The organism is Psychrobacter sp. Cmf 22.2 (genome assembly GCF_001921745.1).
In the GTDB taxonomy this organism is placed as follows: Bacteria; Pseudomonadota; Gammaproteobacteria; order Pseudomonadales; family Moraxellaceae; genus Psychrobacter.
Genome location: NZ_MRYA01000004.1, coordinates 191536 through 208117, shown reverse-complemented (window position 1 = coordinate 208117; position 16582 = coordinate 191536). Strand labels below are relative to the sequence as shown.

General features: G+C 42.4%; 11 protein-coding genes and 4 tRNA genes. 5 read left to right on the top strand and 10 right to left on the bottom strand.

Annotated features, from left to right (window positions below):
- Positions 1-475: 475 nt before the first annotated feature.
- The 8 genes from BTV98_RS09540 to BTV98_RS09505 all read right to left on the bottom strand — a co-directional run bounded on the left by BTV98_RS09540 (position 476) and on the right by BTV98_RS09505 (position 6864).
- Positions 476-550, bottom strand: a tRNA-Thr gene (locus BTV98_RS09540).
- Between the two features lie 106 nt (positions 551-656).
- A tRNA-Gly gene (locus tag BTV98_RS09535) sits at positions 657-730 on the bottom strand.
- A gap of 110 nt (positions 731-840) precedes the next feature.
- Positions 841-924, bottom strand: a tRNA-Tyr gene (locus tag BTV98_RS09530).
- A 66-nt stretch (positions 925-990) separates the two neighbouring features.
- Positions 991-1066 (bottom strand) — tRNA-Thr (locus BTV98_RS09525).
- Between the two features lie 267 nt (positions 1067-1333).
- Positions 1334-2830, bottom strand: coding sequence for an anthranilate synthase component I (gene trpE, locus BTV98_RS09520; RefSeq protein ID WP_058368209.1), 1497 nt, complete (start codon positions 2828-2830; stop codon positions 1334-1336).
- 274 nt (positions 2831-3104) lie between these two features.
- Positions 3105-4103 (bottom strand): FHA domain-containing protein, encoded by a 999-nt coding sequence (locus BTV98_RS09515; RefSeq protein WP_058368208.1) that lies wholly within the window; start codon positions 4101-4103, stop codon positions 3105-3107.
- A gap of 82 nt (positions 4104-4185) precedes the next feature.
- Positions 4186-5040 carry an RsiV family protein gene (locus BTV98_RS09510; RefSeq protein WP_075103468.1) on the bottom strand — a complete coding sequence of 285 codons (855 nt, stop codon included), beginning with the start codon at positions 5038-5040 and terminating at the stop codon, positions 4186-4188.
- A 201-nt stretch (positions 5041-5241) separates the two neighbouring features.
- Entirely contained in the window at positions 5242-6864 is a 1623-nt protein-coding gene (locus BTV98_RS09505; protein WP_075103467.1) for a peptide chain release factor 3, read from the bottom strand.
- Between the two features lie 285 nt (positions 6865-7149).
- Here BTV98_RS09505 and BTV98_RS09500 point away from each other — a divergent pair, with 285 nt between their 5' ends.
- The gene (locus BTV98_RS09500; protein WP_058368206.1) at positions 7150-8502 is read left to right on the top strand and encodes a rhodanese-like domain-containing protein; all 1353 of its coding nucleotides are present in this window, start codon (positions 7150-7152) and stop codon (positions 8500-8502) included.
- 74 nt (positions 8503-8576) lie between these two features.
- On the opposite strand, the gene BTV98_RS09495 is transcribed toward BTV98_RS09500, so the two are convergent.
- The gene (locus tag BTV98_RS09495; RefSeq protein WP_058368205.1) at positions 8577-9497 is read right to left on the bottom strand and encodes a hypothetical protein; all 921 of its coding nucleotides are present in this window, start codon (positions 9495-9497) and stop codon (positions 8577-8579) included.
- A gap of 302 nt (positions 9498-9799) precedes the next feature.
- Here BTV98_RS09495 and BTV98_RS09490 point away from each other — a divergent pair, with 302 nt between their 5' ends.
- From BTV98_RS09490 to BTV98_RS09475, 4 genes are all read left to right on the top strand, one after another.
- Positions 9800-10216, top strand: coding sequence for an Ohr family peroxiredoxin (locus BTV98_RS09490; protein WP_058368204.1), 417 nt, complete (start codon positions 9800-9802; stop codon positions 10214-10216).
- Between the two features lie 198 nt (positions 10217-10414).
- Positions 10415-13369: a DNA polymerase I gene (gene polA, locus BTV98_RS09485; RefSeq protein ID WP_075103466.1), complete on the top strand. Its 2955-nt coding sequence runs from the start codon at positions 10415-10417 to the stop codon at positions 13367-13369.
- Positions 13370-13545: 176 nt separating this feature from the next.
- A complete protein-coding gene (locus BTV98_RS09480) occupies positions 13546-14079 on the top strand; it encodes a hypothetical protein (protein ID WP_075103465.1) in 534 nt (177 codons plus the stop codon).
- Between the two features lie 219 nt (positions 14080-14298).
- Entirely contained in the window at positions 14299-15087 is a 789-nt protein-coding gene (locus BTV98_RS09475) for an SDR family NAD(P)-dependent oxidoreductase (protein WP_075103464.1), read from the top strand.
- Between the two features lie 43 nt (positions 15088-15130).
- Here the strand turns inward: BTV98_RS09475 and BTV98_RS09470 are convergent, their stop codons facing one another.
- Positions 15131-16375, bottom strand: coding sequence for a right-handed parallel beta-helix repeat-containing protein (locus tag BTV98_RS09470; RefSeq protein WP_178379375.1), 1245 nt, complete (start codon positions 16373-16375; stop codon positions 15131-15133).
- Between the last annotated feature and the right edge of the window lie 207 nt (positions 16376-16582).

Genomic DNA, 16582 nt, shown 5'->3' with positions numbered 1-16582 from the left:
TGTCCGATGGTGCCGACGTTGACGTGTGGCTTGTTGCGTTCAAACTTGGCCTTTGCCATGGGTATTTCCTCTTTATTGATGAATCTTTATGCTTAAAAAATAATAAACAGCAAGATCGGTAAATAGCTATTTGACGGTTTATGACAGAGTTAAAACCATCAAACCGTTGACGCTAGGATAAATCTAACAAAATTTTGCTACTAGCATAGGTAGGTTATCCGAACACTATACTAACATTTTCAGTCTACTCAGTACATGTTATCAGTTTATGCAAAATAACTAATATAGTCATAACATTATCAATGTACTGACAGCACTAAAAGGCAACACCTCAGTGTCACCTTTGAATCGTAATCTGTCACACTAATTTTACAGTTTTCAACAGTTGATTAGTTTTCAACATTTTATATTGTTGACATCAACGTAACGTTGTCTAAAAAATAGCGAAACAAACACAAAAGACATAATCAATAAATGGAGCTCATATCGAGAATTGAACTCGAGACCTCTCCCTTACCAAGGGAGTGCTCTACCGCTGAGCTATATGAGCGTATTCTAGACAACCTATACGTTGTACTAAAAAAAATATCACGATACAGTAATAATATACTGCTTGTCGTGATGTTTTATTGATGGTTTTTGCGATAGTGTATATATGGAGCGGGTGGCGGGAATCGAACCCGCGTCATTAGCTTGGAAGGCTAAGGTGTTACCATTATACCACACCCGCAATGACTCTTATGAAAAGTCACTCTTATAATATAAATGTAATATTATTATATATAATGAGCAGCTATGTACAACGAGTATGCTTGGCGTTATGACAAACTATAGAAAATATGGTGGTGGGAGAAGGATTCGAACCTTCGAAGCTTTCGCGACAGATTTACAGTCTGTTGGGTTTGACCGCTCCCCAATCCCACCTTAGGTTGCTTTGAATAAAGAGACTTTGATGTAAAGCAAATTTATAAAAAGCTACTTTGAAAGAGATGGTGCCGACTGCCGGGATCGAACTGGCGACCTACTGATTACAAGTCAGTTGCTCTACCAACTGAGCTAAGTCGGCTTGTTCTCTCAAAGTGGTGGCTATTCTATCAAATATTTTGACAGACGCAAGCCCTTTTTCATTTTTTTTACGCTTATTTTAATAAAAACTTTCAAGCAGTTGATTGCATTAGATTTTTTTATGCAAAAAATATTATCTTTATTCCTACTTCTGTTTTTATCATCGTTATAATATGTGATTACTATCTTCACAAAGTACTGATTAACAAGGACCAATTAAATAGTATAGCCAAATAATAACAGACAGAGCGTCTTTAGCAAAATCATATTAGCGAATTCGTAATCCATCACAAGCCATCTTTACTGCTTTGACCAGCGCTAGTGCTTTTTTATTGGTTTCGTCCCACTCCGCTTCTGGCACCGAGTCGGCAACCACACCTGCCCCTGCTTGAATATGTATCTTGCCACGACGCATTACAGCCGTACGTATAGCAATCGCTGTATCCATGTTGCCATGCCAGCCTAGATAACCCACTGAGCCACCAAATACGGTTCGCCGTACTGGCTCGACCTCATCAATGATTTGCATTGCACGGATTTTGGGTGCACCTGACAATGTACCTGCTGGAAAAGTCGCACAGAATACATCAAGCGCATCTTTATCAGCTAGTATTCTACCTTCAACATTAGAGGCGATATGCATTACCTGCGAATAGCGTTCTATAAACATCTTTTCGGTAACTTTGACACTGCCATACTCGCAGACACGGCCGATATCATTACGGCCGAGGTCGATTAGCATCAAGTGCTCAGCGATTTCTTTTTTATCAGCAAGTAGCTCTGTTTCAAGTGCCAAATCTTCTGCTTCATCTTGTCCGCGTTTACGTGTACCGGCCAGTGGGCGCACAGTCACTGTGCCGTTTTCAATACGTGATAGGATTTCAGGAGAAGCACCGATAATGTCGAAACGTTTGTGATCGTCAAGTGTGTAACCATGCACTAAGAACAAATAAGGTGACGGATTTAAAAATCTTAGCGCTCGATATACCGCTAGAGAGTCTCCTTTATAATCCGCGGTTAAACGCTGAGCAGGAACGACCTGCATCACGTCTCCCTCTAATATATAATCTTTTATTTTGTTGACATCATCGCAGTACTTATCTTGTCCAGTTTGCGATTTGAACTTTGGCGTGGGCATGATTGGAGTACTTAAGTCTGGCATCTCAGCCAGCTTATCTTCAATTTTTTCAAGCTCTCGTATCGCAGCGCCATAGCCATCTTCATCATTACAATCTGCATAAACGATAATTGACAACGTATTTTCAAGATTATCAAAGACAATCACACTCATCGATAGCATCAGCCACATATCAGGTAACGACATTGGGTTTGGTGCATCTGATAAGCCAACGCTTGGTTCAATAACGCGTACCATATCGTAACCAAAGTAGCCCACTAACCCGCCACTAAAGCTTGGCAATGCCTTGACCTCATCTGGCGTTGGCATTTTATACTGCGCCATCAATTTGCGAATATAATCAAATGGATCATCAACCGCATCGCTATCAATCTGATCATCTCTTTTAATGGTCATATAACCATCTGTGTACTGCAAGATCAAATCGCTACCCAGACCAATCATAGAATATCGCGCCCAGCGCTCACCGCCTACGACTGACTCAAACAAATAAGCCGAGCCGCTCAAATCGCGTACTTTAGAAAACACAGAAACAGGCGTCTGTGCGTCCATTAAGCGCTTTTTGACAAGGGGAGCGTGGCTATAGCCCTGTGTTTTAAACGCTTTATACTCTTCAAAGGTCATCATAATAAAAAGTCTCTTAGCACCAAGCAGGCAGAAGATAAAAATAACAAGAACAGCAATAATAAAAAAATGGTACATGCTCAATCTTGGATTAAGTAGAGCATAAACCTGTCAAAAAATGAGAATAGAGCAAATTTAATCGCAGTATAGCCAGCCAGTATAACAAAACTGGCTGGCGTTAGTATTATTTAGAACAACTGTACAGTTTGATGCGCCCCTCTAGTGGTAAGGCATCTCATATAACTTATCGGTGCCGATTAGCAAACGATACAAGCGATTAAACGCCGCCCATATTAAACAACCATAAAGCGACTCCGATAATAATGATGACGATAAATACCCAAATAAACCAGCTGCCACTTGGTTTTTTCTCCGGCTGTCCTGTATTAGCAGGGTTATTGACGGCTTGATCCATTGCATTATTGCCTTCAGTGCCCAAATCACGCCCTTGTCCTAGATTGGCAGTACCAGAGAATTGCGCTGAGGCGGCTTGTTTGGCACGTAGTACATCCGGATCTGCTTCTTCTTGCAAGGTAGTTTTGGTCGTCTTATCATGCTCTGGAGCGACATCTGGCTCTGTATGTGCAGTTGGCTGTTTTGCTACTGGCTCATCTACTGTCGGTTCGCGGTTTAGTGTCTCTTTAGACTTATCATTAGACATTACTGTCTCCTTGGCTGCGGCCGTACTTGGCGCTAAAGTTGGTTGAGTCGTAGGTTCTGTTACAGTATTAGCTGGCTTATCTTTTGTTTCGCTAACGGTAGATGAAAGCACCTCTGTGACTATGGTATCTTTGACCACTGGCTCATCAGCCATCTCATCTACTCTGCTTTCAGTCGGTATGCTGTCTTTGTTGTCTGCCGCTATACTTTGTTCGGTAGCAGATTCGACTGGTGCAGCGGCTACCGGCGTAACAGAATCAGTATGTATGTGCGGCGTGGCAACCTTAAAGACAAAACTTGCAAAGCCAACCGTATCATCTGCATTAAGATGGGTAGACTTGTTGCCCTCTATGCGCTCATCGTTGATAAATGTACCGTTTGATGAGTCCAAATCTTTGATATACAAATCCCCATTTAAGACACTAAGTAACGCATGATTGCGTGATACGGCCTTACTACCCAGTACGACATCGTTGTCGTTACCGCGTCCGACGGACAAGCTGTCATCAATCGTCAGGGTTAAATCGCCAAGTGCTTCTGTCATTGCATTTAACTGCCAAGTTGTCGTCTCTTCTTTACTATTTAACACGTTATTGTCATCTAAATTGTTTGTCATCTCGCGTCTCCTTATTATAAATTTTGAAAATATGACTAAATACTATCTTTAGTCACACCGTAAGTTATTGTCTATCTTTGTTTTACTGTGGCATGAAATAAGGCTTAATAATGGTGTTTAGCTTATCATACGGGATACTTAGCACTGGCATACCGTAGGCATAAGGACCGATAGAATAATGCTGGTAACGAATATCGATGCCTTTATCCGTTAAGGTTATGTTGTCACTTAACACGAAAGGCCAGCTTTGCTCATAAACATGAGTATCGTTGGCAACCGTACCGACCCACTTCTTATAAGCATCGTACACCAATGCCTCAAAATCTGACTTTTTGCCTTTCTGCAACATGTCTACCAGTTGCACCTGCTGCTTCGTTGCAGAATCAAATATGAGATATTCGCTATACGGCATTCCATGAGCACCGCCTGTAAATACATAGGAATTTATCTCGAATAACTCAAACCTATCTACATGTCCTAAATATTCAGGCTCTATCGTTAAATGATAAATAAAAACGCTATCTTCAGGCAAATCAACAAATTGTGAGGCTGCAAAGTCGTCAATAGCCGCTTTAACATCGGCTTGATTGCTTTTGTTTTTAATAGGTGCTGACTCAGACAGTTTACTGTTTATAACTAGATTATTGATCCGTTCATTGACAACCCCATTTACCCAGTCGTGATTGGTTTTAAGATATTTGATATCAATTTTTGGACAGTTTTCACGTTTAATACAGCGTTCTTGTAAGCGTTTTGGTAAATTGTAATCAAGATAGTCTGTCGCACTAATCAGAGTAGTCGCATTGCTAGTTAAGCTAAAAGCACTTAGTAAGACAGCAATACCAAAGGTAGTAAGCGGATTTACGCCATTGTTTTTATTGATATTTTTCTTATGTGGTAAATGCTTTATCGCATAAGAGTGAGTCGTTATTGACATATATCCTCTTTAATTAATAGACGACATTTATAGATATTCTACCGTAATCATCATTTGTTATTGTAGGAACACTGTTTTAGCGATTGGTTTTGGCAGTATGGTTTGATATCTTTAATAAACCATACAAACAAAAAAGACACGGCCAGCGTGTCTTTTAAAATGGACTATAGAACTAAATAATAACTTTTAGCATTGTTGATTTTAGTGCTCGCGAGTATTACTAAAGGTCACTTCTGGATAGCGATCTTGCATCAGTTGTAAATTAACGCGTGATGGTGCCAAATATGTCAAATAGCCACCGCCATCTATCGACAACTGGTCATGCGCTTTTTTCTTAAATTTCGCCAGTGCTACCTCATCGTCACAGTGAATCCAACGTACGGTGGCGATGGAGACTGGTTCAAAAGTACACTGCACTTTATATTCTTCTTTAAGTCGATGCGCGACCACTTCAAACTGGAGCACACCCACTGCACCCAAGATTAAATCGTTATTAATTTGCGGCATAAATACCTGAGTAGCACCTTCCTCGCTAAGCTGCTGCAAACCTTTTTGTAAGGCTTTGGATTTTAATGGGTCTTTTAGTATCACGCGGCGAAACAATTCGGGTGCAAAATGCGGAATACCAGTAAAGTTCAGCGCCTCCCCTTCGGTAAAGCTATCGCCAATAGAGATCGTGCCATGATTGTGCAAGCCAATGATATCACCCGGATACGCTTCTTCTAATGCTTCACGGTCACCTGCGAGGAACGTTAGGGCATCGGCAATCCGTACCTCTTTGCCCAGACGCACATGCTTCATCTTCATGCCCTTCTCATACTTACCTGAGCAAACCCGTAAGAACGCAATGCGGTCACGATGACGCGGATCCATATTGGCCTGAATTTTAAAGACAAAGCCGCTGAAGTCAGTTTCGGTCGCTGCCACTTCACGCTCATTGGTCGGATGCGCTTTGGGCGGTGGAGCGTACTGGACTAAGGTGTCAAGTACCATATTGACCCCAAAGTTGCCTAGCGCTGTACCGAACAATACTGGTGTCATCTCGCCTGCCAAGAACTCCTCAACACTAAAGTCCTCTAGCGCCATTTGCACCAGCTCAAGCGACTCCTCAAAAGAGGCAAACATCAGCTCGCCCAAGCGTTCGCGTATATCAGGATAATCATAACCATCCCGCGTTTCAGCGACGCTCATATCACCGCCATGGCCTTTTTCATAAAGGTAGGTCTTATTTTCCGTTAAGTGATATACCCCAACGAAGTCTTGACCCATACCGATAGGCCACGTCACAGGTACACACTTGATTTTTAGTACGCTTTCAATCTCACTGAGTAAATCAAGGGGCTCACGAATCTGACGATCCAGCTTATTGACAAACGATATAATCGGCGTATCGCGCATCCGGCAAACTTCCATCAGCTTGATGGTACGCTCCTCTACTCCTTTTGCGCCATCGACCATCATCAGCGCACTATCAACGGCGGTCAAGGTACGATAAGTATCCTCTGAGAAGTCCGCGTGACCTGGAGTATCTAGCAGATTGACCATGTGATCTTTATAAGGGAACTGCATGACTGAGGTAGTAATAGAAATACCGCGCTCTTGTTCCATACTCATCCAATCAGAGGTTGCATGACGGTCGGTTTTGCGGCCTTTAACTTCGCCCACCACCTGAATCGCTTGACCCCACAACAGTAGCTTTTCGGTCATAGTAGTCTTACCCGCATCAGGATGCGAGATAATAGCAAAGGTGCGGCGTTTAGCGACTTCACGAGCAAGCTTAGCGGGAGATAACTTGGTTGCTGAAGGTTTAGAATCTGCGCTCATAATGAATAACTTATCGTTAAATTTTGGAAAGAAAAAACAGAAGGTAATAAAGATAGAGGTGATAATTTGGTGCGCTTATTGTAGCCGATTTATAGTTTGGATGCTATTTTTGCTTAAATCATTGAGGCTTTGAAACAATATACATACTTATAATATATAAATTAACACTGTATCGATAATATTTATTTGCTATTCTTTTAAAATACAAAATATGAAATTTAATATAGAGGTTAAATACAGTTATTTTAATTATATTTAGCCACCAATATTTATAAGGGAATAATTATGCTACTTGAGAAAATCAAGACCCCAGGACTCTCGCACTTATCCTATCTAGTCGGCTCAGACGGAAAAGCTGCAGTCATCGACCCTCGCCGTGACTGTGACATTTATGTCGAAAAGGCACGGGCTGCTGGGCTTAAAATTACCCATATCTTCGAAACTCATCGCAATGAAGACTTGGTTTCTGGTGCACCAACTTTAGCAAAATTGACGGGTGCGACAGTACTACATGGGCCAAACCCTGAAAAACCTAACACTTATGCTCAAACAACCCATGAGAACGACTGCTTCGCCATCGGTCAGCTTGAGATTCGCGTCTTAGAGACACCTGGCCATACGGATGATCATATTAGCTTTGCGTTATTTGATACCGCCTATCCAGAAAAAGCTGTCGGGGTATTTACTGGAGATGCGCTATTCGTGGGCGATGTTGGGCGTACAGACTTTTATCCCAATCGCCGTAAAGAAGTGGCAGGTCTGCTCTATGACTCATTACAAAAAATCTTAGCGCTTGGCGATCAAGCCATCATTTATCCTGCACATGGGGCGGGATCAGTATGCGGTTCAGGTATGGCTGCGCGCGAGTTTTCAAGTATCGGTCACGAAAGACTGAATAACCCGCGCTTGCAGATTGAGAGTCGTGACGAATTTATCGATGTCAAAATCAACGAAAACCACTATCAACCCCCTTATTTTCGCTTGATGGAGCGCCTCAATATGGAAGGCGGTGATGCCGCGCCGCGTGTTATGCGTCCGCGTAATCTGTCGCTTGATGAGCTTAAAACCTGTAATGCTGATCATCTAATCGATATTCGAGAACCGATGGCTTATGCTGCTGGCCATCTGCCCGGTGCTATGAGCCTACCTGTAGGGATGATCTCCGCTTTTGCAGGCTGGTTTATCTCTGAAGAAGAGAGCATTGTGTTAATTGCATCCAATGAAGAGCAGCTCGCTACCGCCATGGAACACTTGGTACGCATTGCTCTTGATAATGTAGTAGGCGGTTATGTTGGCGTTATCCCTGCGGCGGCTGGGGGTGAGAAAATGCAGTCAACACCTATGATCGATACCGCTGAGGTTGAAGAAAGACTTAACGCTAACAAAGACGACTGGACGCTACTTGACGTTCGTGATGCCGATGAAAGAGCAGATGCTGCCATCGAGCAATCACAGCATATCTACGTCGGTCAACTCAATGAGGAGTGGCGTAAACTTGATAAAGACCAGCACTATACTTTAATGTGTGCTAGCGGCGCACGGGCGACGGTTGCAGCAGGCTGGCTTGCAAGTCAAGGGTTTAAAAATCTTGATATTTACCTAGGCTCGATGGGTGCGTGGCAACAAGCACACAACTAGGATAGTATTTAATAAACTGTAATTAACAGCCAAGGTTTACATAAGCTCTAAAGCAGTTATTAATAGTACAGATATTAATAGTAGCGTCTGATTTGATTTTCTAAAAAGTCAGCCGCTACTTCATTGACTACAGTACAATCAACTATCCCGCGAATGCTGTTTTCGTTAGGACGCGTAGCATTGCTATCGATGTAGTCGGCTTCATAAATACGGTCGTCATAATCGACAGCTCTAAATATATATTCTGGTTCATTGTCAAAGGCAAAATATCTGATCTGAGCAGTTTTTAGTTGATTATTGATACCCGTATCTGAGCGAATGGTACTAAAATTTCGATTATCGCTAAAACGATTTTCGGTCATATCAACCCAGTCATCAATACTGTCATAACGGGTTCTGTTTTTATCATTGAAAATAAAGAATGATCGATCACTCGTTGTCACAGGGACATAACAAACGGAACCTATTGGGAATTCTACATTTGGTGGAACATTTGGATAATTATTCAAATCAGTGAGAATCCCTCGGCTACTAGCCAAATTATTGCCAAGACTATAATTACCAGCGCTGACTCCAGACAGATCTAGTGTTCTATAAGTGGTTTCATAATTAAAATTATTACTACTATTCAACTCATAAATCGGCTGTCTGATAGTACGTCCATTGACTTCAATGTATCGATCTTCAAGCGTGCCCTCAAAGTTGTTTGATAACACTATCGATCGTTCTAAATCGTTAATATTTTGCGTGTTAAAACTTCCTATAATGTTGGTTACATCAATATCACGCTCACCCTTGCTATATTCGGTATCGATACGCGCCACAGCTTCTCTACCAGTCTGACGATCAATGCCTTTATCAAAACTTGTCAGTGTCAGCTTATCATTGTTGCCTGAACCAAAAATGCCATTGTCTTCTTCGTTACAACCAGTAAGCCCAATCGCTAATAAACTAAGAACAAGCGGTGCAAAGAGTCGTTTATGTGTTTTTTTCATCGCTAGGCATCCTTATTCGTCAGTAATAGAACGTTATTAAATGCTATTTCACTAAGTATTGTATAGTGAGTGGCTACCGCCTAATCTATCCTCGTTTAACGGCTACTGTTAGCTTACACTAATCACCAAGCTGCGACCACATGAAACGAGTGCTTTACTTACCAACCTAAAAGACTTACTTACAAATTCATAGTATAGGTTTACCACCGCTATATAGAATCGTGTTAGAGATTTGCTATGCTGGGCAGGTTGTATAGCTGATACGATACATTTACTATAAAAACCAAGGAAAAAGGACAATTATGAAAACTCTATATTCTACCAAAGCAACCGTTACTGGCGGCCGTATGGGTACAGCCAAGCTCAGCGATAGTGATCTTGAGATAAATATGGCGCCTCCTGGCGGTAATAAAGAAGGCAATAATCCTGAGCAACTATTAGCGATGGGCTATGCTGCCTGTTTTGATAGTGCTTTAGGGGTAGTCAAAAAGATGGAAGAAGCGAGCTTTTCTTCAACGACTCAAACCTCAGTAGACTTATTACAAGGCGACAATCACGACTATAAACTGGCGGTTAAGATCCATGTTATCGCTGATAGTACTGACTTATCAGCTGATGAGATTCAAAAGCTCGTGCAAAAGGCCAATGAAGTCTGCCCTTACTCAAAAGCTACCAAAGGTAATATCGACATCGAAGTGACGTCTGAAGTAAAAAGCTAAGCTATATTATGAGTTGATGAACGGATCTGTTATTAGTAAAGCCCAGCAAGTCTGGGCTTTGTTATTTTTACAATCTAGATTTAAATAATCCTTATAGCCATATATATTTTAACTTTTAAGCCATTCGGCACGCGCTGATTTTATCGTTATAATGGTTCATATTTTTTGATTTTATCCAATAGCTGATAAGTGACCTCTATGACCGATAATGACCACAATTCGCACTCACCTATTAATCCCAATACGCTACCAAACTTTGACAATATGCCCAATGTGGCGACCATGAATACCAGCCATGTAGACAAAGAGCAGCCACCATTTATCTTAGTAGATGGCTCATACTATCTGTTTCGTACCTATCATGCGCTGCCAAAGACCATGCAAAACTCGCAAGGCCTGATAACCAATGCCATACGCGGTACGCTAAATGCTTTATTAAAACTTATGCGCCGCTATCATCCAACACATATGGCCGTTTGTTTTGATACCAAATCTCCAACCTTTCGCCATGCTATGTCTTCTGAATATAAAGCTGCGCGCCCGCCCATCAATATTGAGTTAGTGAACCAAATCCCTTATATCCATCGATTGGTCGCAGCGTTAGGTATTCCATTATTACGTATCGAGGGCGCAGAAGCTGATGATATCATCGGTACCCTTGCTCAGCGCGCGGTGGCTGAAGGCCATCATGTGGTCATCTCAACCGGTGATAAAGACATGGCGCAACTGGTCAATGACTGCGTGTTACTAGAAGATAGCTTTACTGGCAAAATTACTGATAGTGCAGGTGTGGTCGAAAAATTTGGGATTGAGCCTCACCAGATGATCGACTTTTTGACGCTTATGGGCGACTCATCTGACGGCATCAAAGGGGTGCCTGGTATCGGTAAAAAAACTGCCAAAGACTTACTCAATAAATACGGCAATATCGACACAATGCTCAAAAACGTTGCTGATATTAAAGGCCGCGCTGGTAAGAACTTGGTTGAATATGCTGATGATATTCCGTTCAATGCAAAGCTTGCAACCATTGTAACCGACTTGGCCATCGGTCAAGATTGGACAGACCTTAAAATAAATACTGATCCTTGTGCCCATATCCATGAGCTACGAGACCTGTATACTGAGCTTGAGTTTAAAAATGAGCTTGCATCACTTGATCACCCAAATCATCCTGCAAATGGTAGTACAAGCGTCGCTGACAGCCAAGCCAATGCTGAGTCACAATCTCAAGTCGCAAAATCACTGCAATCGAGCATGATTGAAAACATTAAAGACAGTAAAAGTCATAATAAAGCATGGCATACGGTGCTTGATAAGCCTGCTTTTGATAGCTTAATTGCCTTGCTAAAAAGCGCACCGCATTTCGTTATCGATACTGAGACGACTAGTATTTATTGGCGACAGGCAGAAATCGTTGGACTGTCTTTTGCTGTGCAGGCACATGAGGCATATTATGTACCGCTCACGCATCGCTTAGAAGGAGATGATCTGATCGAAAAGCAACTTGATCGCGATACGGTACTTAACGAGCTTAAACCCATTTTGGAAAACCCAAAAATTGGCAAAATCGGTCAACATCTAAAATACGACGCACATATTCTCAGTCATTATGATATTGATTTGGTCGGTGCTATTCATGCCAGTCCTAATAACTGGGCCATGGATACCATGCTGGCAAGCTACGTTATCAACGCGGCTATTACTCGCCATGGTATGGACGATCTTGCACGTCACTATCTGCAAACGCAAACGATCAGCTATGAAGATGTCGCTGGTAAAGGTGCTAAACAAGTCACTTTTGATCAAGTGGCCATCGATATTGCTAGCGACTACGCTTGCGAAGATGCCGATATCACTTATCAGCTATTTGATATCTTTAGCCAAAAGCTTAATGAAGACGAAAACAATGCTAAATTGCTCCACCAGCTTGAGATACCAACAGCCGAAATACTGTGCCAAATGGAAGCGGATGGCATTTTAATCAAGCGCTCCTTTTTAAATGAGTTATCAAAACGTTTTGATGAAGAAATCATTGCGCTCGAAAAACGTGCTTATGAAGTGGCTGGAGAGACGTTCAATCTTGGCTCACCAAAGCAGCTTGGCGAGATGTTATTTGATAAGCTTGGCGTCCCTGGTGGCAAAAAAACCAAGTCAGGCCAATACTCTACTGGTGAAGCTATATTGTCGAAAATCGATCACCCATTAGTAGAAATCGTACTAGAATATCGCGGCTTATCCAAGCTAAAAAGTACTTATACTGATGCGCTTGATACCGTTGCAGACTCTGAAACTGATCGCGTCCATACCAGCTACCATCAGGCATTGACCAGTACTGGACGCTTGTCATCGACTGATCCCAACTTGCAGAATATTCCGATTCGTACGGCTACTGGACGTCTGATTCGCCAAGCGTTTATCGCGCCAGAAGGTCGTGTCATCTTGGCAGCGGATTACTCACAAATCGAGCTACGCCTTATGGCACATTTTTCTGGCGACAAAAACCTGACGCATGCCTTCAACGAAGGGCTCGATATTCATGCGGCCACCGCAGCTGAAGTGCTAGGCAAACAGGTCGCTGATGTCAGCTCGACCGAGCGCCGTAATGCAAAAGCCATTAACTTTGGTCTGCTTTATGGTATGAGTGCGTTTGGACTTGCCAAGCAACTACAAATGAGTCGCGGTGAAGCGCAAGACTATATTGATATGTACTTTAAGCGTTATCCGGGCGTCAAACAATATATGGTTGATACTCGTGCCAGCGCCTATGAGCGTGGCTATGTCGAGACGATATTGAACCGCAAGCTTTATACACCAGATATTAATCACAGCAATCGTATGGTCAAACAAGGGGCTGAACGTGCCGCTATCAATGCCCCACTCCAAGGCTCCGCTGCTGATTTGATTAAACTTGCCATGATCGCCGTCGATAAGGTACTGCCCAAAGAGCAAGCGAAAATGCTGCTACAAGTCCATGATGAATTGGTTTTTGAAGTGGATAGTAATAAGGTAGAAGAGATTAGCCAACTTATTACTGATGCCATGCAAGATGTCTTAACGACCACTGCTGTTGAAAAGGGTTGGAATATAGACTTTGCGGTGCCATTACTGGTTGAGACAGACAGCGGTAGCAATTGGGATGAAGCGCATTAAATTATCAATTTTAACAATGAGTTATGACTCATTAGTAAAATTAAATGAAGGCGTGATAGTAGAATTAGCGTTATAATAATATCACGTTAAATAGTTTTGCTTTATCAGATTATTTACGATTTAAAAGTGAGCCTTTGGGTTCACTTTTTTTGTTTCAAAATTAGGAGCCCACTATTTTGGCTACAGATGGCATTATTGAAGTCCCCGGTCTTATACTTATTATTATGTGCTTGCTACGCTCTGCTCAATACGTAGTACAAAGTCAGAGCAAGCAAAGCCGTTATTTTTGGCTTGCATCAGTGCTAGTATTTTTTGCAGTGATTCGTCGCGAGTTGAATTACTTACCAGAACTGCTTATTCCAAGCGACTTCTCGCTACTTGGACATTCTTATGACTGGTGGGAAGACAGCGTCCTGACCGTTATCTACCTTCTCATCGTTGGTTTACTCATCTATTCTTGGCGCTATCTCAAAGCTGTCTTAAAAGATGTCGATGTATCACTATATGTCATCGTAGTCCTACTGGCGATAATACAGTATATGGGCGAGAATGCGATTGTGTTCCCTTACGCTGCTGGCGGCATTATCGAAGAGTTAGCAGAAACTGCTATTTATGGTATTGCTTTGCTTTATTTATGGAAATTTAAGTTGGTGGCTTTTGAGAATTCATCAGTAAAACCAAATTTTGATACACAGCGCAAGAGTACATAAGAGCGTAAGATTGGCAGTTTGTAGCATTGCCCAGTGTATATATCTTAATAATTATCTTTTCTGTTTAATTTGCTATACTAAATATAAGTTCGAGGGACAATTGCGATGTTTGTAACGGCGTTGGCTTTATTAATGCCCATGCTAAAAGTATCGCTAAATATTGCTACTTAGCGTTGTACCTCGCTTTACTCATTACTGCTTATTATTAAGTCACTTATTATGAATATATTAATTACTGGTGCATCGCGTGGTATTGGTTTGGCTACTGCTAAAAAACTGGCGGCAAAGGGACATAGTGTTGGCCTATTTGCAACCAATACTGATACGCTTGAAGACGCAACTAAAGATAAAGCTTTTAAAAAAGCAATGAAACAAAAACGTATCATAACCGGTCAGCTTGACGTTATCCAGCCTGACTCATGGGAAGATGCCATCAGTCAAATGATTGATAATTTTGGCAGTATCGACGCGTTAATCAACAATGCAGGTGTGCTAGTCAGTGGTGCTTTGCCCGCGACTGATTTGCAGCAGCAGCTGTCTTTAATCGACGTCAACTGTAAAGGCGTACTTATCGGCTGTCACAAACTTGCACCTTATTTGGCTGATAGCGAAAACGGTAAAATCGTCAATGTGTCCTCAGCGTCTGCTATCTATGGTCAGCCTGAAGTTGCCAATTATGCGGCCAGTAAATTTTTTGTCCGTGGTCTCACCGAAGGTCTTAATATTGAATATCAAAAGCTCGGTATCAAAGTCATAGATGTTATGCCGCTTTGGGTTAAGTCTGATATGACAAAAGATATTGAGGTGACGAGCATTGAGCGCTTGGGCATCAATCTAAACGTCAATGATGTGGCAAAAACGTTGTGCAAGTTGACAACCAGCCCTAATCGTAAACTCAAAAGCACGCACTACTCGGTCGGCATGCCAGCCAAAGTCTTTCAGACACTCTCACAAGTCACGCCTGACCCAATCATACGCTGGGTAAATACCAAAGTGGGTGCCAAATAAAGCGCAGCCCATTTACCAATAGCTTATCGTATTATCCTGACGGCTACTCAATCTGAGTGGCCGTTTTGCTTGCCGCTCGAATGTCAATCGCTTGCTCGATGGTTTTGTTGATGAAGATATTGTTTTTAATGAGCGTGTTTTTGATTGGCCCTGCTGCGCTGTCTTCGCGAACTTTTGAACCGACCTTAATAGGCAGATTAACGTCAGCGGCGAACGTGTTATCCCTAATCAGCGTGCCATCATCTTCTACGATTATACCTTGCTCGACTTGGGCAAATTGATTATCAATGATCTGATTGTCTTTGGCACTGTCTAGATGGTAGCTGGCAAAGGGCGTTTGCTTGACCAAATACGCGCCACATTCAAACCCTTTTAGATTGCGCGACTGCCTTGATGCCACCCATACGCTCACTGGCTCATCTTGAAAGACGTTGCCACGAATTATATTGTCACGGCTTGACTCAGTACGCTTAAAGTGATTGCTTCTCGACGGGTCATCAGCATGCTCAAAGCAATTGCGATAGAGCAAGATACTGCCTGCCCCATTGTGTATAAACTGATTATTCTCGATGCGATTGTTGCTTGATGAGTCCACCGCGATGGCTTCACGATTGGGTTTAAACGTGCGAAAACCATTACCGACAAACACAGAGTTTTTAATCACGTTATCGCGGCTACCAAACTCCAGATATAACCCAACAGTACCAGCGTTTTGAACATATAGTTGCTCAAAAGTGACACCGTGCACGTGATCGCCCACGAACATGCCGCTGTTGATACTGCCTTGACTGCTGACATTGATGACGCGAATATCTCTTGGTGCCAGCGCGCGGTTGGCAGCAGGGTCGATAAAGCCGCGCGTATAACGCTGATTGGGATTGCTATATTGGCGAATATGCAGCGCATGGCCGTAGCCTTCGACATGACAATTGGCAACGGTAATATCCTCAATAGCAGCATCTGTCTTCGGTCTGATCAAAATAGCGCTGGCCTTTGATGAATCATCAGCACTGGTGCTAAGCTGCGCCCCTTGACAGTCAAGTGAGCTATGAGAGTCACTGAGCTCAAAGCGTATCGACTGCCCTGTTAAGTCGCAGTTTTTACTAAGGGTGTTATGGCCTTTTATCGGCACGGTCTGCTTGGGTGTCAGCTGCGCACAGTCTATCACGGCCGCAGTGTTTGGTAGTTTGGCATCGATAATTGGTGGTCTTTTTAGTGGCAACTCATCAAAGCTGTCATGACTGCTACTTATAAAGGGTAAACGCTCGCACGCCGTCAATGCTGTCACTATGCTTATCAAAGATACTTTAATTAATAATTTATGAGCTGCTGACACTAAAACCCCTTATTCTGCTAGTTGTCTTACATTTTTTGAACATCTTGTGACACCTAAGTACTAGTGAAAATGATGTTAAGTGTCCAAACTAATATACATAGCAATTAAATATATGCCTTATCAATAGCGCTTTATTGTAGTGCTACCCCTTACACTTAA

Excerpts from the sequence above, each read along its gene's own strand:
- trpE (WP_058368209.1), bottom strand. The coding sequence starts at position 2,830 with ATGATGACCTTTGAAGAGTATAAAGCGTTTAAAACACAGGGCTATAGC.
- BTV98_RS09500 (WP_058368206.1), top strand. The coding sequence starts at position 7,150 with ATGCTACTTGAGAAAATCAAGACCCCAGGACTCTCGCACTTATCCTAT.
- polA (WP_075103466.1), top strand. The coding sequence starts at position 10,415 with ATGACCGATAATGACCACAATTCGCACTCACCTATTAATCCCAATACG.
- BTV98_RS09475 (WP_075103464.1), top strand. The coding sequence starts at position 14,299 with ATGAATATATTAATTACTGGTGCATCGCGTGGTATTGGTTTGGCTACT.
- BTV98_RS09490 (WP_058368204.1), top strand. The coding sequence starts at position 9,800 with ATGAAAACTCTATATTCTACCAAAGCAACCGTTACTGGCGGCCGTATG.
- BTV98_RS09505 (WP_075103467.1), bottom strand. The coding sequence starts at position 6,864 with ATGAGCGCAGATTCTAAACCTTCAGCAACCAAGTTATCTCCCGCTAAG.
- BTV98_RS09510 (WP_075103468.1), bottom strand. The coding sequence starts at position 5,040 with ATGTCAATAACGACTCACTCTTATGCGATAAAGCATTTACCACATAAG.
- BTV98_RS09515 (WP_058368208.1), bottom strand. The coding sequence starts at position 4,103 with ATGACAAACAATTTAGATGACAATAACGTGTTAAATAGTAAAGAAGAG.
- BTV98_RS09495 (WP_058368205.1), bottom strand. The coding sequence starts at position 9,497 with ATGAAAAAAACACATAAACGACTCTTTGCACCGCTTGTTCTTAGTTTA.